The following is a 19,539-nucleotide window of genomic DNA, read 5'->3' on the forward strand; positions in this document are numbered from 1 at the left end:
CTCGGTCGCGGCCGGGAAGTCGGCGGTCGCGGCGGGGACCTCGACGGGCGTGGTCGTCGCGTTCGACGCCGCCACGGGCCTGCTGCTCTGGGCGAGCGATCTCACGGGGGGAGCGGGATCGCCGGTGGAGGTGTCGGGCGTGGCGTTCGGGAAGGACGTGGTGGTCGCGGGCACCTCGACGGGTGAGGTGACGGCCATGGACGGCGCGACCGGAGCCCTGTGGTGGGTCACCGATGTCGGGTCGGGATCGGCGGCCCTCGGCGTCGCCGCCGAGAAGTCGCGGGCGTACGCCGCAATCGCCGGCGGCGCGCTCGTGGCGGTCGACTGACCCCCACCGTCCTCGGTGTCGCGCCGAGCGCCCGCCCGGAGCGGACGACTATGATGGCCCCGTTCCGCATTGACGGCGATCGGAGACGGCATGCCCGTGCCGCAGCACGATCCGCGGGGGAGCGGTGACGGCTCCCTGCGCGATCGACTGGTGCGCGCCCAGGAGGACGCGCTCGCGACCGGAGTCGTGCCGCTCAGCCTGAGACCGGTCGTCCGAGCCTCGTGGGAGCGGGCCATCCGCGGTTCGATCGACCCCGACCGCGCGCTGCCCGGCATGGGCCTCGACGAGGACGCCTTCAGGGAGTACCGCGCGTCCCACGCGCTCGCCCCGGTCATGCCCGTGATCCGCCGCCTGCTCGTCGACGGCGCGGACGAGAGCGGGCTCGTCGTCGCGGTCGGCGACGCCGACGGCCGACTGCTCTGGGTCGAGGGCGATCCGTACCTGCGTCGACGGGCCGAGGACATGCTCTTCGTCGCCGGCGCCGACTGGTCGGAGGGCACCATCGGCACCAGCGCGCCGGGCACGGCGCTCGCGCTCGACCGCGCGGTGCAGATCCGCGGCGCTGAGCACTTCAACCGCATCGTGCACCCCTGGAGCTGCACGGCGGCGCCGGTGCACGACCCCGAGACGGGGGCGCTCCTCGGCGTCATCGACATCACGGGGACCGACCTCGCCGTTGCGCCGCACGCCCTGTCGCTCGTGTCGGCGACCGTGGCGGCGGTCGAGGCCGAGCTGCGCATCGCCGGCCTCGAGTCGACGGTGCGCAGCACCATCCGCCGCTCCCGCATGCGTGCGCTGCCCGTCGAGCGCACGTCGCTCGAGGTGCTCGGCGAGCGGCGCCCCCGCCTCGGCACCCACGAGCTCAGCCGACGGCACGCCGAGATCCTCACGCTGCTCGCGTGGCATCCGCGCGGCCTCGGCGCCGAGAAGCTGGCCGCGCTCGTGTACGAGGGCGACCCGTCCCCGGTCACGCTGCGGGCGGAGATGACGCGCCTGCGCCGCGTGCTCGAGGCGGCCGGCGAGCCGCCGCTGGAGTCGCGCCCCTACCGCCTCGGGCGCGAACTCGACGTCGACGCCGCGCGCGTCTCCCGGCTCCTCGGGCAGGGGTCGCTCCGCCGGGCCCTCGAGCAGTACCACGGTCCGATCCTGCCGGCGTCGACCGCGCCGGGCGTCGTCGAGCTCCGCGACGAGCTCACGAGCCGGCTGCGCGAGTCCATGCTCGCCGACGCCTCGCCCGAGGTCCTGCTGGCGTTCGCCGAACGCGACGAGCACCGCTACGACGCGGGGATCTGGCGCGCGCTCCTCGAGGTGCTGCCCGCCCGCTCTCCGAAGCGGGCGTCGGTCGTCGCCCACCTCGAGCGGGTCGACGCGGCACTCCGCTGACGCGCGAGGCTGCGGCATCCGCCGACCTGCGGCATCCGCCGGCCCGCGCTGCAACGTGGTTGCAACCCTCGGGCAACGGGGAAGCAACGCGTGAGCCCGTACCGTGACGATCGCCCCACTCCGAGGGCATGACGACGACGTCACGAGGAGACACGATGACCGTGTACGCCGCGCCCGGCACCGCCGGCGCACTGATCCAGTTCAAGCCGCGCTACGAGCACTTCATCGGCGGCGAGTGGGTGAAGCCCGTCGAGGGCGCCTACTTCGACGACATCTCGCCGGTGAACGGGAGGCCGTTCGCCGAGGTCGCGCGCGGCACGGCCGCCGACATCGAGGCCGCGCTCGACGCGGCGCACAAGGCCGCGCCGGCGTGGGGTCGCACGAGCACCGCGCACCGCGCGGCCATCCTGAACGCCATCGCCGACCGCATCGACGCCAACCTCGAGCTGCTCGCGGTCGCCGAGACCTGGGACAACGGCAAGTCGATCCGCGAGCCCCTCAACGCCGACCTGCCGCTCGCGAGCGACCACTTCCGCTACTTCGCGAGTCTCATCCGCGCGCAGGAGGGCAGCTTCACGCAGCTCGACGAGGACAACGTCGCCTACCACTTCGACGAGCCGCTCGGCGTGGTCGGCCAGATCATCCCGTGGAACTTCCCGCTGCTCATGGCCGTGTGGAAGCTCGCCCCGGCCCTGGCCGCGGGCAACGCGGTCGTGCTGAAGCCCGCCGAGCAGACGCCCGTCTCGATCCTGGTGCTCGTCGAGCTCATCGCCGACCTGCTGCCGGCCGGCGTGCTCAACGTCGTCAACGGCTTCGGCGTCGAGGCGGGCAAGCCGCTCGCGTCGTCGAACCGCATCCGGAAGATCGCGTTCACGGGCGAGACCACGACCGGCCGGCTCATCCTGCAGTACGCCTCGGCGAACATCATCCCCTCGACCGTGGAGCTCGGCGGCAAGAGCCCGAACATCGTCTTCGAATCGGTCGCGGACCGCCGCGACTCGTTCTACGAGAAGGCCCTCGAGGGCTTCAGCCTCTTCGCGTTCAACCAGGGCGAGGTGTGCACGTGCCCGAGCCGGTCGCTCATCCAGAAGTCGATCTACGACACCTTCCTCGACGACGCGATCGAGCGCACGAAGCTGGCCCGCCAGGGCAACCCGCTCGACACCGAGACGCAGGTCGGCGCGCAGGCGTCGAACGACCAGCTCGAGAAGATCCTGAGCTACATCGACATCGGCAAGAAGGAGGGCGCGAAGCTGCTGCTGGGCGGCGAGCGCGTCGACCTCGGCGGTGACCTCAGCGAGGGCTACTACGTCGCGCCGACGATCTTCGAGGGCCAGAACCGCATGCGGCTCTTCCAGGAGGAGATCTTCGGGCCGGTCGTCGCGGTCACGAGCTTCCAGGACTACGACGACGCGATCCGCATCGCGAACGACACGCTCTACGGGCTCGGCGCGGGCGTCTGGAGCCGTAACGGCAACGAGGCGTACCGGGCCGGCCGCGACATCCAGGCGGGTCGCGTCTGGGTGAACAACTACCACGCGTATCCCGCCGGCGCGGCGTTCGGCGGCTACAAGTCCTCCGGCATCGGGCGGGAGAACAACAAGGAGGCCCTGTCGCACTACCAGCAGACGAAGAACCTCCTCGTCAGCTACAGCGAGAACCCGCTCGGGTACTTCTGATCGGGAGCCGGCCATGACGATCGAGACGACGGATGTCGCGGCGCTCGCCGCACGCGTGGTCGCGTCGGTCACGGTCGAGGGCGACGTCTCGCCGCGGGTGGAGCTCACGCCCGCGGCGAGCGTCCTGCTCGCGACGCTGTGGGCGAAGCACGGCCCGCTCATGTTCCACCAGTCGGGCGGGTGCTGCGACGGCAGCGCCCCGATGTGCTACCCGGCGGGCGACTTCATCACGAGCGCAGCCGACGTGCTCCTCGGCGAACTCGATCTCGGCTCGGGGCGCGTCGTACCGTTCTGGATGTCGGCGGAGCAGTTCCAGTACTGGCGCCACACGCACCTCACGGTCGACGTGGTGTCGGGCCGGGGGAGCGGCTTCTCACTCGAGGCGCCGGAGGGCGTCCGCTTCCTGATCCGCTCCCGGCTCATGGAGTGAGCCGCACCGAGCCAGACTCCGCACCGCGGGGCGGCGTTTCCGCCGCCTGCCCCTTCCTCGTCGCGACGGCCCAGGGCCGCCGTACACGAAGAAACTCGTCGCCCCGCGGTGTGGCCTCAGCCGACAGCGCTCCGGGGCGACGAGCTCTTTAGGGCTACAGACTGCAACGTGTTCGCCATCCGCGCAAGAGCGCGGTGGACGGGTGTCCGCGATTGAACCGACGAGCGCCATCCGTTTGGATGGACCCATGACTGATACGAACAGCAAGCCCGAGGTCGAGGCTCCCGTGGGTCCGGCTCCCGTCGAGCTCGTCATCGAGGACATCGTCGTGGGCGACGGCCCCGAGGCGGCGCCCGGCTCGACGGTCGACGTGCACTACCTGGGCGTCGAGTACGACTCGGGCGAGGAGTTCGACTCGTCGTGGAGCCGCGGCCAGTCGATCAACTTCCCGCTGCAGGCGCTCATCGCCGGCTGGCAGGAGGGCATCCCCGGCATGAAGGTCGGCGGACGCCGCAAGCTCACCGTCCCGCCGCAGCAGGCCTACGGCCCCGCCGGCGGCGGTCACCCGCTCTCGGGCAAGACCCTGATCTTCGTGATCGACCTCCTCGGAGTCAGCTGACCCGAGCCACGGCATCGAACGGCACGACGGCCGGCGCACCCGAACGGGTCGCCGGCCGTCGTCGTGTCCTCGTCGATCGAAACTCCATGCGTGTGCATCCGATCGGCGCGTTCGATCGGAAGGAAGTGGTGTCAGGCAAGATCCGCCCCGCGAATCGCGGGAACGACCGGGAGGACACCATGAAGAAGATCATCGCCGCCGGAATCGGCGCCGGAGCGCTCGTCGCGCTCGGCGGACTCGCGCCGGCCAGCGCCGCCGAGGACGCGGCCATGCTCTCCGTGCTGCACGGAGTCCCCGGCCTCACCGTGGACGTGTACGTGAACGACGAACTCACCCTCGACGACTTCGAGCCGGGCGACCTCGCCGGGCCGCTCGAGCTCGCCGCGGGCACGTACTCGGTGGCCATCACCGCGGCCGACGCCGCCGATGCCTCCGAGCCCGTGATCGGGCCGGTCGACCTGCCGCTCGAGGCGGGCGGGAACTACACCGCGGTCGCGAACCTCGACGCCGAGGGCAACCCGACCGCGAACCTCTTCACCAACGACGTGTCGGAGATCGCGGCCGGCGAGGGCCGTCTCACGGTCCGGCACGTGGCCGCGGCCCCGGCGGTCGACGTGCTCGCCGGGGGCGAGGCCGTGATCACCGGACTCGAGAACCCGGACGAGCAGTCGCTCGACCTGCCCGCGGGCACCGTCGAGGCGTCGGTCGCCGCCGCCGGCACGACCGACCCGGTCCTCGGGCCGGCACCCGTCGACGTCGCCGAAGGCACGCTGACCATCGCCTACGCCTGGGGCAGCCTCGAGGACGACACGCTCGCACTCGCGGTGCAGACCGTGACGGGCATGCACTCGAGCCCCGACGGCGTTCCGGCGGGGGCCGCCGGTCTCGTCGCGACGAACTCGCCGGAGCGCGTGTTCGGCCTGTGGACCGCGGGGGGAATCGCGGTCCTCTCGGTGATCGCGATCGCCGCGGTCGCGGTCCGCACGGCGGCGACGGCCAAGGTCGAGCGCTGATCACCATGCGGGGGAGGGCGGTCGCGGCCGGGGTGTTCGGGCTCCCGGTCGCGGCCGTCGCCGTGGTCGCGCTCCTCCTCGGGTGCACGGTCGCGCCCGGCGAGGGGTCCGAGTCCGCCCCCGCCGCGTCCGCGACGGCGATACCGGGAACGCCCCCGTCCACGGCTCCGGCAGCCCGGCCGGCCGCGGCGGGCCCGGCCGCGGCGGTCCCCGACATCCCGCGCCGCTCGGCGTCGCTCGAGGCGAACCGCGCGGTCGCTCCGCCCGCGCCGGTCCGGATCGAAGTGCCCGACCTCGACGTCGACATGCGCGTCGAGCCGGTCGGCCTCGACGCCGACGGGCGCATGGGGCTCTTCGACGACCCGGCGCTCGCGGCCTGGTACCGGTGGGGACCGGCACCGGGGTCGGAGGCCGGATCGACCGTCATCGCCGCCCACGTCGACTCCCTCGAGTACGCCGTCCTGCCGTTCGCACGGTTGAAGGACGCGGCGCCGGGCACGACGGTGTTCGTGACGGATGCCGCGGGCACGCGTCACGCGTACGCCGTCGAGTCGCTCGAGGTCATCGAGAAGGCCGACGTCGACTGGGACGCCGCGTTCGACCGCTCGGGTGCGCCGCGGCTCACGCTCGTCACGTGCGGCGGCGTGTTCGACTACGACGCGCGTCGCTACCTCAGCAACCTCGTCGTGACCGCCGCGCCGAGGTGACCGTGGATGCGACCCGGACGGGAGGGAGTGCTCGATATGCTGATGCCCACGCCGCAGTCGACGATCGCGGCGCCGCCGCTCGTCATGGTCGACGTGCGGTCCCGCCAGAGCCGACGAAGGGATGACCGCCGCACGGTGAGCCCGATCGCCTTCGACACCCTCGACGACCGAGCCCTCGCGGAGCAGTTCTCCGCGGGCGACGAGCGCGCCCTGCGCGAGGCCTACGCACGCTGGTCGCCGCTGGTGTTCCGCCTCGCGCTCCGGTCGCTCGGCGATCGGACGGACGCCGAGGACGTGACCCAGCAGGTCTACCTCGCCGCGTGGCGCGGACGCGGCACCTTCGACGTCTCCCGGTCGAACCTGAGCGCCTGGATCGTGGGCATCACCAAGCACCGCATCGCCGACGCGCACGAGGCGCGCGCACGCGCCAGGCGCCTGGAGGAGAGTCTCGTGGCCGAGGCGTCCGTCGCTGCGACCGCCGTCGAGGACGACTTCGCCGAGCGGGCCATGGTGGCTGAGGAACTGGACCGATTGGAGCCCGTGCCGCGTCGCGTGATGCAGTTGGCGTTCTACGACCAGCTCAGCCATTCGCAGATCGCCGAGGCGATGGACCTGCCGATCGGCACCGTCAAGAGCCATGTCCGACGCAGCCTGAACCGGCTGAGATCACGATGGGAGGTGGGGGATGGACCACATCGAGCCTGACGAGCTGGCCGTGCTGGCGCTCGACGGACGCGAGCCCGACGGCACGGTCCGCGCCCACCTCGACGCCTGCGGATCGTGCGCCGCCGAGTACGCGGCGCTCGCGCGAACCGTCGACCTCGGGCGTGAGGCGACCGCCGAGGGGCTCGAGGCCCCGCCGGCATCGGTCTGGACGCGCATCCACGGCGAACTGGGACTCGCGCCCGAGCTCGCGGCCGACCCGCTCGCGGAGGCGGCGCGCGCGCAGGCGGAGCCGGCGGCGGCCGAGCCGGTGGGCGAGCCGGCCACGGCCGAGCCGGTGGCGCCTGCGCCGGCCGCCGGCGGCCACGTCCCGCCGAGCCGGCCGCGCGTGCCATCGATCGCAGCGCCCATGACGCGGACGCGAGGGCGCCGGTGGTGGCCGGTCGCCGCGGCCGCCGCGGTCGTCGGGCTCCTCGCCGGCGTGGGCATCGGCGTCGCGATCGGCGGGCGCGGCGCGGGCCCCGAGGCGACGACGGTGCTCGCGAGCGCCGAACTCGACGCGTTCCCCGGCTGGGACGCGATCGGCAGCGCCACGGTCGAGCAGGACGCAGCGGGAGCGCGGACCATCCTCGTCGACCTCGAGGCCGACGTGCCGGAGGGGGAGGTGCGCGAGGTGTGGCTGATCCGCGCCGACGCGTCGGGTCTCGTCAGCCTCGGCCTGATGGAGGGCGACTCGGCGCGGCTCGTCGTGCCGGCCGGCATCGACCTCGACGAGTACCCCCTGGTCGACGTCTCGGCCGAACCGGTCGACGGCGATCCCGCGCACTCCGGCGACTCGATCGTCCGGGGCGAGCTGAGCGCGGCCTGAGACGCTCACGGCGGCGGGGACCGGTAGATTGCGTGGGACCCGATCCCCGCTCCCGAGAGGCACGATGTCGTGATCCCCTCCAGCCCTGCCCCGACGTCCCCGCACGAGACCGATGCCTTCCGGTCCGAGCCGCTCGCTCGCGCGGATCGCCGACGGCGCGTCATCGCCTTCGCGCCGTACGTCGCGCTGAGCCTGCTGCACCTCGCCATGCTCGTCGGCGGCGCCGACGGCGCGGCCGTCACGGCGACCAAGCTCGTCCTGATGCCCGCTCTCGTCGTCGCGGTGGCGCTCGCCCGGCCGCGCGCGTCCGCGACGTCGTGGCTGCTCGTGACGGCGATCATCCTGTCGTGGGGCGGCGACGCGCTGCTCACCGGCTCGGGGGACGGATGGTTCGTGGTCGGCCTGCTGTCGTTCCTCGCCGCGCACGTCGCGTACGTCGTCCTGTTCCTGCGGCAGCCCGCCGCCGGTCGCCGGCTCCCGTGGTGGACGCTCGCCTACGTCGCGTGGTTCGCGGCCTTCCTCGCCCTCCTCGCCCCGGGCCTCGGAGGCCTGTTCGTCCCGGTCGCCGTGTACGGAGCGGTGCTCGGCACGATGGCGGCGCTCGCGGGGGGCCTCGGCGGGCTCGTGGCGCTCGGCGGCGCACTGTTCGTCGTCTCCGATTCGGTGCTCGCGCTGGGCCGGTTCCTGCCGGGCTACGAGTTCGCCGCACACGACCTCGTGGTCATGTCGACCTACCTGGCCGCGCAGGGGCTCATCGCGTTCGGCGTGCTCACTCGTGGGGCGGCGCGCCCGGCTCGGTGACGCGGCTCGACGGCGTCGGGGCCTCCGGGGCGGGGCTCTGCCCGGGGCTCGGCGCGGCACGCCCGTCGGCGCTCGGCCGCCCTCGCGAGGGTTCGGCGACATCCCGCACGCGGTCGACCAGGTCGCGCCACGGGCCGGTCACCTGGCGCTCCGCGAGCGTCGCCTCGTGCGGCTCGCACCGGATGCGGTAGGTGTAGCGGTCGGGTTCGGGTGGGGCGGGCGGCGTCTCGCTCCAGGGCAGTCGCTCGACGAGGAGCACCCACTCCTCGGGGTCGGGCTGGTCCTCGACCTCGACGGTCCACGTGAGCCGCAGCCCGGCGAGCCCCCCGCTGCGCGAGACCTCGACCTCCATGCTCCGGATGCTACTCCGGATCGACGCCGACGGTGCTCCAGCCGTCGGCGACGGCGAGGGCCTCGGGCGACCCCTCGCCGAAGCGGGCCCGTGCCGCGGCGACCGTCGCCGCCGCGAACACCGCGAACCCGTCGTTCGGCTTCAGCGTGCCGCCCGTGAGCGTGTCGTACCAGATGCGGCCGACGTGCTCCCACGCGAACCCGCCGAGCTCGACGGCGGCGATCGCGAATGCCCGGTTGGGGATGCCGGAGTTCAGGTGCACGCCCCCGTTGTCGACGTCGGTCTCGATGTAGTCGCGCATGTGGGCGGGCTGCGGGTCGCGGCCGAGCACGTCGTCGTCGTACGCCGTTCCGGGCTCGAGCATCGAGCGGAGCGCGCGACCCTCGACGAGGTCGGTGAAGATGCCCTCGCCGATGAGCCAGGTGGCGGCCTCGGCATCCTGTCCCATGGCGTACTGCTCGGTGAGCGCGCCGAAGACGTCGGAGACGTGCTCGTTGAGCGCGCCCGACTGGTCCCGGTACCGCAGCCGGGCGGTCATCTCGGTGACGCCGTGGGCGAGTTCGTGCCCGATGACGGAGATCGACTGGGTGAATCCGCGGAACACCTCGCCGTCGCCGTCGCCGAACACCATCCGCTCGCCGTCCCAGAAGGCGTTGTCGTAGTGGTCGCCGAAGTGCACGGTCGCCTCGAGCGGCGCACCCTCGCCGTCGATCGCGTCGCGACCGTAGACGCGCTCGAAGAGCGCCCAGACCTCGCCGAGGCCGTCGTAGGCCTGGTCGACGGCGGCGTCGCCCGTCGGGGGCCGACCCTCGGTGCGCACGAGGCGACCCGGGAGCGATTCGGCGCCCTCGGCGTCGGAGATGCGGCGGTCGGGGGCGGGCTCGGCGACCGCGCCCTCGGCGTGCCCGCCCGGTGCCATCTCGGCCTCGGCCTCGCCCTCGTGCTCGAGCGTCGTCGACCGCGGGTGCTCGTGCGGGAGCAGGCCCGGGTGACCGCCCTCGACGCGCAGTTCGCGCATCGGCTCGTCGCGGAGCAGCGATCGGCGGGCGGCGTCGGCCGCGACGTCGTAGTGCTCCTCGGCCGCTGCGATCCGGAGCAGGAGGTACGGCGGCACGATGCCCGCGCGGGCTCGTGCGCGGGCGAACACGGTGGCGCGGGGGTCGCGGGGAGCGGGCGGCTGCGGCATCCGGGTCATGCGTCGATGCTGGCACGCGCCGCCGACAGGGCGCGAAGCCCCGCCGAGGACCGCGGGAGCGGGGCATCCGCCGTGTCCTCGTCGGCGCCCCGTGCGAAGCTGGAGGGGTGACCGCCGTCGCCGCCGCCCCCTCCGAGGTGCGCACCCACCCGATCGCCCTCGTCCCGGCCGCGCTCGTCTGCTCGGCCGCGGTGCTGCTCTTCGGGTTCCAGCTGCGCCTGCCGGGGTACGCGATGCTCGTCGTCGGACTCGCCGTCGCGTGGCTCGTCGACCGGTCGGGTCGCACCGAGCGACTGCTGCCCGACCTCGCGCTCATCGCGATCGGCCAGGCGATCATCTCGACCATCTCGCTCGAGGCCGAGCTCTCGAACGAGGCGATGGTGCGGTTCGCGGTCGTCCTCGGCGCCGCAGTGGCGGTGCCGTTCCTGATCTCGCGCTTCCTCTACCGCGAGCGCACGATCCGGTTCCCGTGGCGAACGGGCCGGAGGTGGACGCGCACGCAGTGGCTCTACCTGATCTTCGTGACCTTCGCCGGCTGGCTCATCCTGCCGTTCTACTTCATCACCTCGGGCGTCTACCAGAACTGGCCGACCGTGACCGAGCCGAACGAGATCGCGCGCCTGTTCGTCGGAGTGAACGCCGTCGGCACGTGGGACGAGCTCTTCTTCATCTGCACGGTGTTCGCGCTCCTGCGCCGCCACTTCCCGACGTGGCAGGCGAACCTCCTGCAGGCGATCGTGTTCGTCTCGTTCCTCTGGGAACTCGGCTACCAGTCGTGGGGGCCCCTGCTGACGATCCCGTTCGCCCTGATCCAGGGCTACACATTCAAGCTCACCAAGTCCCTGACGTACGTGCTGGTCGTGCACCTGCTCTTCGACGCGATCGTGTTCTGCGTGATCGTCTACGCGCACAACGGGTGGCCGGCGATCTTCCCGCTGGTTCCGGCGGGGTAGCGCGCGTGCCGGTTCCGGCCGGGGCGGCGATGACGGACGCCCCGGGGAGGCTGCCCGAACCGGCTCATGCCCGCCGCCGCGACGGTGGGATGGCGCGCACCGAGCCCGCTCCGAGCGCGATCGCGCCGGCGACGGCGGACGCGCACACCGCCCACTCGAGCGGTCCGGGTGCGTCGGGCGGCGTCTCGAACACTTCACCGCTACCGCTGCGGTAGACCGCGGCATCCGTCCCGACGGCGAGGTCGTCGCTGCGGACGTCGGCGGTGGTCCCGTCGGGCAGTTCGACGACGACGTACCGGAAGGGCGCGAAGCGGCTTCCCCTGCGGTCGGCGACGAGACGCTCCTCCGTGTACTCGCCGACCACGGTCGCCGCGACCGGCGAGGTCGAGGTGATCGCGCGCGACGTGGTCTCGCCGATGGCGACGATCGCGGCGATCGCGAGCGCGACCGCACCGATCGCGAGCACGGCCGCGGTGAGCCGGCGCGGGGGAACGCCCGCGCGCTCGTCGCTTCGTCGTGGGATGTCCGCCATCGGATCGCGACCTCCGGCTCGCTCCGGACCACTCGAATTCCATGGTCGCACGCCCGCTTCCCACCGTCGCCGTGACCGTCTCGGTCATCCGGCCCCTCGTCGTCACGGCGGTCTGGCGGTGGATAGGCTCCCGCCATGCGCGCAGTGCGGTACGAGCGGTACGGCGGGCCCGGCCGGCTGCGCCTGGTCGACGCGCCCGCGCCGGTACCCGGGCCCGGGCAGGTGCTCGTGAAGGTCGTCGCCTCGTCGGTCAACTCGTGGGACTGGGACCTGCTCCGGGGCGGGGTGCTGTCGCGCATCGTCGCGCCCTGGCGGCCGGCGCATCCGGTGCTGGGGGCGGATGTCTCGGGCGAGGTCGTCGCGGTCGGGCCCGGTGGCCCGGGCGGCCGCGGCGGCGACGGGGATGCCGGGTTCGCCGTCGGCGACGCGGTCTGGGGCGACCTCTCGGCGGCGGGATGGGGCGCGTTCGCCGAGTACGTCGCGACGGATGCCGCGGCGCTCCGCCACCGACCCGCCGGCATCGATCCGGTCGCTGCGGCGGCGATCCCGCAGGCGGGCGGGCTCGCCTGGCAGGCGCTCGTCGACGTGGCGGCGCTGCGTGCGGGCGAGCGCGTGCTCATCATCGGGGCCGGGGGAGGTGCGGGTACGATCGCCGTGCAAGTCGCTCGGCACCTCGGGGCGGGCCGGATCGCCGCGGTCGATCGGGGCGCGAAGCTCGACCTGCTTCGCGCGGTCGGCGCGACCGAGGCGGTCGAGGCGGATGACGCGGACGGACTGTTCGCCGAGGGGGTGGACCCCGCCTCAGGACGGTTCGACGTGATCGTCGACCTCATCGCGGGTCGTCCGCTGGCCGAGTACCGTCGGGCGCTGCGTCCCGGCGGCCGGTTCGTCATCGTCGGCGGGCGCCTGCGGGCGATCGCCCGGATCGCGGCGACGGCCGGGCGTCCCGACGCCGAGGGCCGCACCTTCCGCCTGCTCGCGGCGACGCCGAACGGCGGCCTCGACGAACTCGGCGAGCTCGTGGCATCCGGTGCGCTCGCCCCCGTGATCGAGGAGGTGCTGCCGCTCGGGCGCGTGCCCGAGGCGCTCGCGCGCATCGGGGCGGGGACGGTGCGGGGCAAGCTCGTGATCGCGCCGTAGCCCGGCGCGCGCGATGGCGCGCCGCGACCCGCGGAGCCGACGTCGACCGCCGACGGAGCGGCGTTCAGAACGGCGCGGCCGCATGGTCGTGCTCGAATCGAGTCGGTTCCTGCCCGAGGGCGAGTTCGGGCTCGGCGTCGGATGGTGGTTCGGGTGGGGTCGGCAGGGGCGGCCCGACCCCCTCGCGTGCTCCGATCGGTTCGTACCGGCGCTCGGGATGGGTCCGCAAGACGTGGCCGACGGGCGAGGTCCAGCGCATCACGCCGCCGGGCTCCTACAGCACGCGCCATCCGGCTTCATGCTTCAGCCGATGGTGGTGGCGGCAGAGCGCAGCGAGGTTCGGTGCGCAGGTCTCGCCGCCATGCGCTCGGAGACGGGTGTGGTCGAGGTCGGCGGGCGCCCGAGCGCTCGCGTCCGTAGCTCAGCGCGGCGTTCGTCGAGGTGACGCCCTCGGCCACGGCGACGAGGCGAGACGCCGAGGCCTCGTGCTGGCCGACCGTGGTCGCGAGCTCGGCGACGAACGATCGGGTCGCCATGTCGCGATCCCGCGCGGTGCTCGACGCGGTGACGCCGACGGCTTCGGTGGCGAATTCGCGAGCCCGCTGGATGCTCCGGTACCGATCGGCGTGCAATCGCCGGATCAGCCGCTCGACGCTCGCGATCGCGGCCAGCTCGAACTCGAGCGCCTGTTCGACGGGGAGGGCGAGGATCGCCGGCATGGGTCCAGGCAATCAGGTCCCACCGACATCGGTCCTGCACCGAAAACGCTGGTCATACATGCATTCCTGCGCTGCATTCGGAGTTCGGGGCGGCACGACCACCCGACCGATCGCCCGGCGCGGCCTCGGAGCCATCCGCCTCAGCGCTCGATGTCGGCTCCGTGCTCGCCGAGCCAGTCGCGGAGCACCGCGGCGTGGTTGCGCACCGCATCCCGCGCGCCGTACAGCAGCGTCACGCGCCCGTGCCGGCCCGCCAGTCCCAGCAGCGCGTGCGCCGACGGGTTCCCGTCGAGCTCGGCCCGGTAGCGCGAGGCGAACTCGTCGAACCGATCGGCGTCGGCGCGATGCCACTCGGTGCGCAGTTCGGGGGAGGGCGCGGCATCCTTCGCCCAGTCGTCGAGCTCGGCGCGCTCCTTCGAGATGCCGCGCGGCCACAGTCGGTCGACGAGGACCCTGACGCCGTCGGATGCCTCGGGGGCGTCGTGGATGCGCTTGATCACGATGGCCATGCGGCCAGTGTCCTCCCGCGCGGACATGTGGGCAACGGCGGGCACGCGCCGACTACGCCGCGACCGCCGCCCTGCGCTCCAGCACGATCTGCTGGACGGCCGCCCGCCCCGCGCGGTTCGCGCCGACGGTCGACTGGGACGGTCCGTACCCGATGAGGAAGAGCCGCGGGTCGTCGAGCGATCGGGTGTCGGCGACGCGGAAGCCGCCGTCGCGGGTCCGAAGGCCGAGCGGCGCGAGGTGGTCGAGCGCCGGGCGGAACCCGGTCGCCCAGAGGATGACGTCCGCCGGGCGGAACGATCCGTCGGGCATGCGCACGCCGTCCTCCTCGATCGAGGCGAACATCGGATGCCGCACCAGCACGCCGCGCGCCTCGGCGGCGCGCGCCCACGGCGTCCAGTGCATGCCGGTCACCGCGATCACGCTCCCGGGCGGCAGGCCCTCGCGGACCCGCGCCTCGACGCCGGCGATCGCCGCGGTGCGGGCGGGCAGGTCGAAGTCGTCGTCGATCCAATTCGGCTCGCGCCGGGTCATCCACGTCGTCTCCGCGACGTGCGAGATCTCGTCGAGCAGTTGCACGGCCGAGACGCCCGCGCCAACGATGATCACGCGTCGACCGGCGAACTCGTCGGCCGAGACGTAGTCGGCGACATGCAGCTGGCGGCCGCGGAAGCGCTCGATTCCGGGGTAGTACGGCCGGAACGGACGCGTCCACGTCCCGGTCGCATTGATGACGTACCGGGCAGCCCAGGTGCCGCGATCGGTCTCGACGATCAGGTGGCCGTGCGGGTCGTCGTCGTCGCGGCGCACGGCGCGCACGCCGAGCGGGCGCTGCACGTCGAGGTCGAACCGACGCTCGTACTCGGCGAAGTACGGCGGGAGCACGTCGCGGCTCGCCGCCGCCGGGTCCGCGGGCGGGACGGGGTGACCGGGCAGCTCGTGGATGCCGTTCACGGTCCCCATCCGCAGCGACGCCCAGCGATGCTGCCACGCCCCGCCGGGAGCGGGGTTCGCGTCGAGCACGACGAACGTGTCGGCGGCGGCGGGGTCGAGCCCGGCGGGCACGAAGCCGCGCCGACGGAGGTGATGGGCGGCCGAGAGACCGGCCTGCCCGGCGCCGATCACGGCGACGTCCACGGGCACTGCATCCACGCAAGCCGGAACCACGCGATGCGCCCGCGTATTCCGCCGCGTCGGGCGGGCGCCGTGCGCTGCGAACCTGCTCAGTCCGGGGCGCGCTCGACCAGGAACGTCCCGTCCGCGTGCCACTCGGCGACGAGCAGGTCGGTGTCGACGCCGTCCGCGGCGATGCCGTCGCCGGGCACGGCGCCGTCGACGAGCGCGATCGGGACCCGCGTCCGGAGCACGAGTCCGTCGGTGGCGAGCATGCGGAGTCCCGAGCACTTCGCCGCCATGCCGGCGCTTCCGATGCGGGCGACGAGGCAGCCGACCCGATCCGGCGTGGAGACCGCGTACACGGCGACGCCCTCGATCGGTCCGTCCGCGTCGAGGACGAGGGCCGCGCGAGCGGACGGGTAGGCCGCGTCGAGCAGGCCGTCGCGCATCTTCGGCACGAGGTCCGGATCGCGGAAGGCGGCCATGGTGCCGAGGCCGCGGACGCGGTCGGCCGTCCCGGCGATCGCGCCACCGGCGGGAGGTGCCGCCGGAACCACGCGCACCGTCGCCGAGGGTTCGCCCGCCCGTGGCGGTGCGTGCTCGTCGGACGTCGTCGGAGCCGGAGCGAGCGCGAGCGCGATGGCACCGACTGCGGCGAGCGATCCCACGACGATGCCGGTCGCGACCCACGCGCGACGACGCCGATCGAGGTCGGAGCGGTCGTCGCGCGGTGGCGTCCGGCCGACCGGCGCCGGCGTGTTCGACCCCGCCTCGCTCGACGCCCCAGCCCTCGATCCGGATTCCGCGCCGCCCACGTGGGCGGCGCTGGACGGCGTTGCCGGGCCGGATGAGCGATCGAGCTCGAGGAGTCGCCACTCGCTCTCGCTGACGAGCACCGTCCGCCCGCTCACCGGGTCGACGCGCTCCACTCGCGGGTCGGCCGCTCCGGCGCGGGAGTAGACCCGCGCCTCGAGCGCTGCGCGTTCGTCCTGGCTGGCCATGCTGGAGCTTCCCGTCACCTTCACCCTAGACCTGAGGATGGCTCGATGCCGGAGGACGAGCATGCCAGCGCGGCAGGGTCGTTCGGGCGGGCACGCCACCAGGTCGGTCGACGCGGGTCGCCGGTCCGCGTCACCCGGCTTCGCGAGCGATGCGGAAGGTCCCGTCGGTATGCCATTCGGCCACCAGGACGTCGGTGACCGCCGCGTCGCCGGAGATCCCGTCGCCGTCCGGATCGTCGCCCGACCCGAGGCCCGCCGGGATCGCGGTCCGCATCACCAGTCCGTCGGATACGAGCGTGCCCACGGCCGTGCAGTCCCACACCATCCGCTTCGCCTCGATCCGCACGATCAGGCAGCCGACCCGGTCGGCCGTCGTGACGGCGTACACGCCGACGCCCGGGATCGGTCCGTCCGGTCCGAGCACCTGCGCGACCCTGGACGAGGGGAACGTCGCCTCGAGCCAGCCCGGCAACGAGCCGCGGCTCCGCTCCGGGTCCTGGAACACCGCCATCGCGCCCCGTCCGCGCGCGGGCTCGCCGGCCCCGATGCGGGCGGCGGCCTGGGCCGGCACCGGGGCGCGCGGAGCGATCGAGAGCTCGACCACCGTGTCCGCCGGCACCGTCGCCGAGCGAGATGACCACGAGGCCCAGGCGGCCGGAATCGCAGCGACGGTCAGGGCGGCGGCGATCGACGCGACGACCGCGGGGCGACGTCGGCGATGCCGATCGCCCAGCGGCGCGGCGGATGCGGCGGGGCCGACCGGGTCGGCGACCGCGGCGGGGGCGGCACGCGGGCCCGTCCGAGCGGATGTCGCATCGCCGCCATGCTCCGGGACCGCCGCGCGACCCTCGAGTTCGAACAGCTCCCACTCGCTGTCGCTCGCCCAGCGAGGTTCTCCCGTCGACGGATCCACGTGCTCGGTGCGCGGCTCGTCCTGTCCGGTGCGGGAGTACACCCGCGCCAGCAGCTGGTTCCGCCGTTCGTCGTCCGACGCCATGACCGATCCGATCCGGGCAGCACGATACTCGCGCGACGCGTGCCGAGGTATCCCGCCGACGGGGGTGATCCCACGCGCGTGACGCCCGGCCCCAGCACTCGGGGGAGTGCCCGCACCGTCAGCCCCGGGGCATCCGCTCTGCTAGACTCTTGAGGTTGCCGTGAATCGGCCGCGCATCAAGAGAGCCCAGGCATCAGGCCCCGGGCAGCGCGCAACGAGAAGAAGGGATCCCATCTATGGCACTGGATGCAGACATCAAGAAGGCGATCATCGAAGAGTACGCGACTCACCCCGGTGACACTGGATCCCCCGAGGTCCAGATCGCGATCCTCACCAAGCGGATCAAGGACCTCACCGAGCACCTGAAGGAGCACAAGCACGACCACCACTCGCGTCGTGGCCTGCTCCTCCTCGTCGGTCAGCGTCGTCGTCTGCTCGGCTACCTCGCCGACGTCGACATCAACCGCTACCGCTCGCTCATCGAGCGTCTCGGGCTGCGTCGCTGAGCGCATCCCCGCGCGGCTCTCGATGACACCGCGAACTTCTTGCGAAGGCCCCCGCCCCGCTCACCACGAGCGGTCGGGGGCCTTCGTCATGCAGGCGCTGCGAACGCACGAGCGGATGCCGCGCCCCCACGGGTCGGAATGCCCCACCGCTCGGCCGCCACGCTGCTAGCCTCCGACCGACCGTGCGCAGGGCAGCCCGCGGCCCGAGGAGGATCGTGATGACCGACGCGACGCCCGCCCCCTTCACGGCCGACGACTTCGCCGCCCGCATCCGCCGAGCCGCGCGCTCCGCGGCCGACGCCGACCTGGCCGGCGTCGTCGTGGCACCCGGTCCCGACCTCGAGTACCTCACGGGGTACGTGCCGGTCACCACCGAGCGCCTGACGATGCTCGTGATCCCCGCCGACGGCGAACCGTCGCTCATCGTGCCGAAGCTCGAGCGGCCCGACGCCGAACGTGCCGTCGCCGCGCCGATCCTGCGGCTCGTCGACTGGATGGACGGCGACGACCCCTACGAGGCGGCGGCGCCGCTGCTCGCGCCCGGGCGCTACGCGATATCGGACGCCGCGTGGGCGATGCACCTGCTCGGGCTGCAGGACCGTCTGGCCACGACCTCGTTCGCGTCCATGACGTCGGCGCTGCCGATGCTCCGCGCGGTGAAGGGGGCCGACGAGCTCGTGCGGCTCGCGGCCGCGGCCGCGGCCGCGGACGCCGCGTACCGCGACATCCTCGGTGTCCGCTTCGCCGGTCGCGCCGAGGCCGACGTCGCCGCCGACCTCGCCGCAGCCCTGCGGGCGCACGGCCACTCGCAGGTCGACTTCACGGTCGTCGGCTCCGGGCCGAACGGGGCGAACCCGCACCACGAACGGGGCGATCGCGTCATCGAGGTCGGCGACATGGTCGTGCTCGACTTCGGAGGGCTGAAGCACGGCTACGGTTCCGACACGACCCGCACGGTCCACGTCGGCGAGCCGACCGACGAGGAACGCGCCGTGCACGAACTCGTCGTCCGCGCCCAGCAGTCGGGGTTCGAGGCGGTCCGCCCCGGCGTGCCGTGCCAGGAGATCGACCGCGTCGCACGCGCGGTGATCGCGGACGCCGGATACGGGGAGTACTTCATCCATCGCGTCGGCCACGGCATCGGGATGACGACGCACGAGCCGCCCTACATGGTCGAGGGCGAGGTGACCCCGCTCGAGCCCGGCATGTGCTTCTCGATCGAGCCGGGCGTGTACCTGCCCGGTCGCTTCGGCGTCCGCATCGAGGACATCGTCACGGTCACCGCCGACGGCGGACGTCGGCTGAACACGACGCCGCACGAGATGGCCATCGTGCGCTGAGCCGAGCGGTCGTGGGCGACGGATGCCGCGGCGCGGCGTGCACCGCGGGGCATCCGTCGTCGCACCTCAGTCGGCGCTGCGCGCGCGATACGCCCTGGTCGCCATGCGGTTTCCGCACCGCGTGCTGCAGTACCGCTTCGACGCGTTCTTCGAGAGGTCGACGAACACCCCGGTGCAGTCGTCGGCCTGGCATCGCGCGAGTCGGCCGATCCCGTCGGCGCGGATGACGTCGACGAGCGCCATCGCGGCCTCGACGAGCATGCGCTCGGCGAGCGGGCGATCCTGCGAGACCGCGTGGATGTGCCAGTCGAGCTCGTCGTGTCGCACGAGTCGGGGGATCGCGTGCGACTCCTCGAGGATGGCGTTGACGGCGCTCGCCATGGGGTCGCGTTCGAGCGTCCAGACCTCGCGGAGGCGGTCGCGGACGGCGCGGACCTCGCCGAGCTCGCGCTCGTCGCCGTCGCGTCGACCGGAGAAGCCCCAGACGTCGAGCAGGCCGGCCAGCTGGTCGGTCGTGGCGAGCTCGTCGTCACCGGATTCGGACGCGCCGGGCACCGTGTCGGCGACTGCGGCCATGAACCCGAGGGCTGCGACCGTGTCATCGGTGAAAATCATTTGACTCCTGACATTCGCTCGGCTACTGTCACGAGCATAACGACGTTCGGTCCTCACCGGGCCGACGGCGTGCGG

The 19,539-nt window shown here is 73.3% G+C and carries 23 protein-coding genes; 14 read left to right on the top strand and 9 right to left on the bottom strand.

Annotated elements, in window-relative coordinates; genetic code table 11:
* The 10 genes from ABME02_RS17380 to ABME02_RS17425 form a co-directional block, all read left to right on the top strand.
* Positions 1-328 (top strand): outer membrane protein assembly factor BamB family protein (locus ABME02_RS17380; RefSeq protein WP_353816621.1); only part of this gene is annotated, 328 nt, incomplete at its 5' end.
* Between the two features lie 90 nt (positions 329-418).
* The gene (locus ABME02_RS17385; protein WP_353816622.1) at positions 419-1,711 is read left to right on the top strand and encodes a GAF domain-containing protein; all 1,293 of its coding nucleotides are present in this window, start codon (positions 419-421) and stop codon (positions 1,709-1,711) included.
* A 155-nt stretch (positions 1,712-1,866) separates the two neighbouring features.
* Positions 1,867-3,390, top strand: coding sequence for an acetaldehyde dehydrogenase ExaC (gene exaC / locus ABME02_RS17390; RefSeq protein ID WP_353816623.1), 1,524 nt, complete (start codon positions 1,867-1,869; stop codon positions 3,388-3,390).
* Positions 3,391-3,403: 13 nt separating this feature from the next.
* Complete coding sequence (locus tag ABME02_RS17395; protein ID WP_353816624.1) at positions 3,404-3,820, top strand: DUF779 domain-containing protein; 417 nt, start codon at positions 3,404-3,406, stop codon at positions 3,818-3,820.
* Between the two features lie 247 nt (positions 3,821-4,067).
* Positions 4,068-4,439, top strand: coding sequence for an FKBP-type peptidyl-prolyl cis-trans isomerase (locus ABME02_RS17400; protein WP_353816625.1), 372 nt, complete (start codon positions 4,068-4,070; stop codon positions 4,437-4,439).
* Between the two features lie 179 nt (positions 4,440-4,618).
* Positions 4,619-5,452: a DUF4397 domain-containing protein gene (locus ABME02_RS17405; RefSeq protein ID WP_353816626.1), complete on the top strand. Its 834-nt coding sequence runs from the start codon at positions 4,619-4,621 to the stop codon at positions 5,450-5,452.
* Positions 5,453-5,457: 5 nt separating this feature from the next.
* A complete protein-coding gene (locus ABME02_RS17410; RefSeq protein WP_353816627.1) occupies positions 5,458-6,159 on the top strand; it encodes a class F sortase in 702 nt (233 codons plus the stop codon).
* A gap of 42 nt (positions 6,160-6,201) precedes the next feature.
* Positions 6,202-6,864, top strand: coding sequence for an RNA polymerase sigma factor (locus ABME02_RS17415; RefSeq protein ID WP_353816628.1), 663 nt, complete (start codon positions 6,202-6,204; stop codon positions 6,862-6,864).
* A complete protein-coding gene (locus ABME02_RS17420) occupies positions 6,845-7,690 on the top strand; it encodes an anti-sigma factor (RefSeq protein ID WP_353816629.1) in 846 nt (281 codons plus the stop codon). Before ABME02_RS17415 ends, ABME02_RS17420 begins: the two co-directional genes overlap by 20 nt.
* 69 nt (positions 7,691-7,759) lie before the next feature.
* Entirely contained in the window at positions 7,760-8,491 is a 732-nt protein-coding gene (locus tag ABME02_RS17425) for a lysoplasmalogenase (RefSeq protein ID WP_353816630.1), read from the top strand.
* Here the strand turns inward: ABME02_RS17425 and ABME02_RS17430 are convergent.
* Positions 8,460-8,843, bottom strand: coding sequence for a protealysin inhibitor emfourin (locus tag ABME02_RS17430; RefSeq protein ID WP_353816631.1), 384 nt, complete (start codon positions 8,841-8,843; stop codon positions 8,460-8,462). The two genes, ABME02_RS17425 and ABME02_RS17430, sit on opposite strands and share 32 nt — an antisense overlap.
* Before the next feature lie 10 nt (positions 8,844-8,853).
* Complete coding sequence (locus ABME02_RS17435; protein ID WP_436408296.1) at positions 8,854-10,029, bottom strand: M4 family metallopeptidase; 1,176 nt, start codon at positions 10,027-10,029, stop codon at positions 8,854-8,856.
* 116 nt (positions 10,030-10,145) lie between these two features.
* Between ABME02_RS17435 and ABME02_RS17440 the strand changes: the two genes are divergently transcribed.
* A complete protein-coding gene (locus ABME02_RS17440) occupies positions 10,146-10,991 on the top strand; it encodes a CPBP family intramembrane glutamic endopeptidase (protein ID WP_353816633.1) in 846 nt (281 codons plus the stop codon).
* Between the two features lie 64 nt (positions 10,992-11,055).
* On the opposite strand, the gene ABME02_RS17445 is transcribed toward ABME02_RS17440, so the two are convergent.
* A complete protein-coding gene (locus ABME02_RS17445; protein WP_353816634.1) occupies positions 11,056-11,523 on the bottom strand; it encodes a hypothetical protein in 468 nt (155 codons plus the stop codon).
* Positions 11,524-11,658: 135 nt separating this feature from the next.
* On the opposite strand from ABME02_RS17445, the gene ABME02_RS17450 reads away from it, so the two are divergent.
* Positions 11,659-12,663: an NAD(P)-dependent alcohol dehydrogenase gene (locus ABME02_RS17450; RefSeq protein WP_353816635.1), complete on the top strand. Its 1,005-nt coding sequence runs from the start codon at positions 11,659-11,661 to the stop codon at positions 12,661-12,663.
* Positions 12,664-12,959: 296 nt separating this feature from the next.
* On the opposite strand, the gene ABME02_RS17455 is transcribed toward ABME02_RS17450, so the two are convergent.
* The 5 genes from ABME02_RS17455 to ABME02_RS17475 form a co-directional block, all read right to left on the bottom strand.
* Entirely contained in the window at positions 12,960-13,382 is a 423-nt protein-coding gene (locus ABME02_RS17455; protein ID WP_353816636.1) for a hypothetical protein, read from the bottom strand.
* Between the two features lie 140 nt (positions 13,383-13,522).
* Positions 13,523-13,891: a DUF488 domain-containing protein gene (locus tag ABME02_RS17460; protein ID WP_353816637.1), complete on the bottom strand. Its 369-nt coding sequence runs from the start codon at positions 13,889-13,891 to the stop codon at positions 13,523-13,525.
* A 52-nt stretch (positions 13,892-13,943) separates the two neighbouring features.
* Positions 13,944-15,041: an NAD(P)-binding domain-containing protein gene (locus tag ABME02_RS17465; protein ID WP_353816638.1), complete on the bottom strand. Its 1,098-nt coding sequence runs from the start codon at positions 15,039-15,041 to the stop codon at positions 13,944-13,946.
* A 71-nt stretch (positions 15,042-15,112) separates the two neighbouring features.
* Positions 15,113-16,006, bottom strand: a complete 894-nt coding sequence (locus tag ABME02_RS17470; protein ID WP_353816639.1) for a hypothetical protein — start codon at positions 16,004-16,006, stop codon at positions 15,113-15,115.
* A gap of 130 nt (positions 16,007-16,136) precedes the next feature.
* Positions 16,137-17,003: a hypothetical protein gene (locus tag ABME02_RS17475; RefSeq protein WP_353816640.1), complete on the bottom strand. Its 867-nt coding sequence runs from the start codon at positions 17,001-17,003 to the stop codon at positions 16,137-16,139.
* 236 nt (positions 17,004-17,239) lie between these two features.
* On the opposite strand from ABME02_RS17475, the gene rpsO reads away from it, so the two are divergent.
* Together rpsO and ABME02_RS17485 are read left to right on the top strand one after the other, a co-directional pair.
* Positions 17,240-17,509, top strand: coding sequence for a 30S ribosomal protein S15 (gene rpsO / locus ABME02_RS17480; protein WP_127793104.1), 270 nt, complete (start codon positions 17,240-17,242; stop codon positions 17,507-17,509).
* 218 nt (positions 17,510-17,727) lie between these two features.
* Positions 17,728-18,849 (top strand): M24 family metallopeptidase, encoded by a 1,122-nt coding sequence (locus ABME02_RS17485; RefSeq protein ID WP_353816641.1) that lies wholly within the window; start codon positions 17,728-17,730, stop codon positions 18,847-18,849.
* Positions 18,850-18,915: 66 nt separating this feature from the next.
* Here the strand turns inward: ABME02_RS17485 and ABME02_RS17490 are convergent, their stop codons facing one another.
* The gene (locus tag ABME02_RS17490; RefSeq protein WP_353816642.1) at positions 18,916-19,464 is read right to left on the bottom strand and encodes a CGNR zinc finger domain-containing protein; all 549 of its coding nucleotides are present in this window, start codon (positions 19,462-19,464) and stop codon (positions 18,916-18,918) included.
* Positions 19,465-19,539 lie beyond the last annotated feature (75 nt).

This window comes from Agromyces zhanjiangensis (assembly GCF_040496055.1).
Taxonomy (GTDB): Bacteria; Actinomycetota; Actinomycetes; order Actinomycetales; family Microbacteriaceae; genus Agromyces; species Agromyces zhanjiangensis.

Bases quoted from the DNA above. Each gene is read 5' to 3' on its own strand.
- ABME02_RS17385 (WP_353816622.1), top strand. From the start codon at position 419: ATGCCCGTGCCGCAGCACGATCCGCGGGGGAGCGGTGACGGCTCCCTG.
- exaC (WP_353816623.1), top strand. From the start codon at position 1,867: ATGACCGTGTACGCCGCGCCCGGCACCGCCGGCGCACTGATCCAGTTC.
- ABME02_RS17395 (WP_353816624.1), top strand. From the start codon at position 3,404: ATGACGATCGAGACGACGGATGTCGCGGCGCTCGCCGCACGCGTGGTC.
- ABME02_RS17400 (WP_353816625.1), top strand. From the start codon at position 4,068: ATGACTGATACGAACAGCAAGCCCGAGGTCGAGGCTCCCGTGGGTCCG.
- ABME02_RS17405 (WP_353816626.1), top strand. From the start codon at position 4,619: ATGAAGAAGATCATCGCCGCCGGAATCGGCGCCGGAGCGCTCGTCGCG.
- ABME02_RS17410 (WP_353816627.1), top strand. From the start codon at position 5,458: ATGCGGGGGAGGGCGGTCGCGGCCGGGGTGTTCGGGCTCCCGGTCGCG.
- ABME02_RS17415 (WP_353816628.1), top strand. From the start codon at position 6,202: ATGCCCACGCCGCAGTCGACGATCGCGGCGCCGCCGCTCGTCATGGTC.
- ABME02_RS17420 (WP_353816629.1), top strand. From the start codon at position 6,845: ATGGACCACATCGAGCCTGACGAGCTGGCCGTGCTGGCGCTCGACGGA.
- ABME02_RS17430 (WP_353816631.1), bottom strand. From the start codon at position 8,843: ATGGAGGTCGAGGTCTCGCGCAGCGGGGGGCTCGCCGGGCTGCGGCTC.
- ABME02_RS17435 (WP_436408296.1), bottom strand. From the start codon at position 10,029: ATGCCGCAGCCGCCCGCTCCCCGCGACCCCCGCGCCACCGTGTTCGCC.
- ABME02_RS17445 (WP_353816634.1), bottom strand. From the start codon at position 11,523: ATGGCGGACATCCCACGACGAAGCGACGAGCGCGCGGGCGTTCCCCCG.
- ABME02_RS17450 (WP_353816635.1), top strand. From the start codon at position 11,659: ATGCGCGCAGTGCGGTACGAGCGGTACGGCGGGCCCGGCCGGCTGCGC.
- ABME02_RS17455 (WP_353816636.1), bottom strand. From the start codon at position 13,382: ATGCCGGCGATCCTCGCCCTCCCCGTCGAACAGGCGCTCGAGTTCGAG.
- ABME02_RS17460 (WP_353816637.1), bottom strand. From the start codon at position 13,891: ATGGCCATCGTGATCAAGCGCATCCACGACGCCCCCGAGGCATCCGAC.
- ABME02_RS17470 (WP_353816639.1), bottom strand. From the start codon at position 16,006: ATGGCCAGCCAGGACGAACGCGCAGCGCTCGAGGCGCGGGTCTACTCC.
- ABME02_RS17475 (WP_353816640.1), bottom strand. From the start codon at position 17,003: ATGGCGTCGGACGACGAACGGCGGAACCAGCTGCTGGCGCGGGTGTAC.
- rpsO (WP_127793104.1), top strand. From the start codon at position 17,240: ATGGCACTGGATGCAGACATCAAGAAGGCGATCATCGAAGAGTACGCG.
- ABME02_RS17485 (WP_353816641.1), top strand. From the start codon at position 17,728: ATGACCGACGCGACGCCCGCCCCCTTCACGGCCGACGACTTCGCCGCC.
- ABME02_RS17490 (WP_353816642.1), bottom strand. From the start codon at position 19,464: ATGATTTTCACCGATGACACGGTCGCAGCCCTCGGGTTCATGGCCGCA.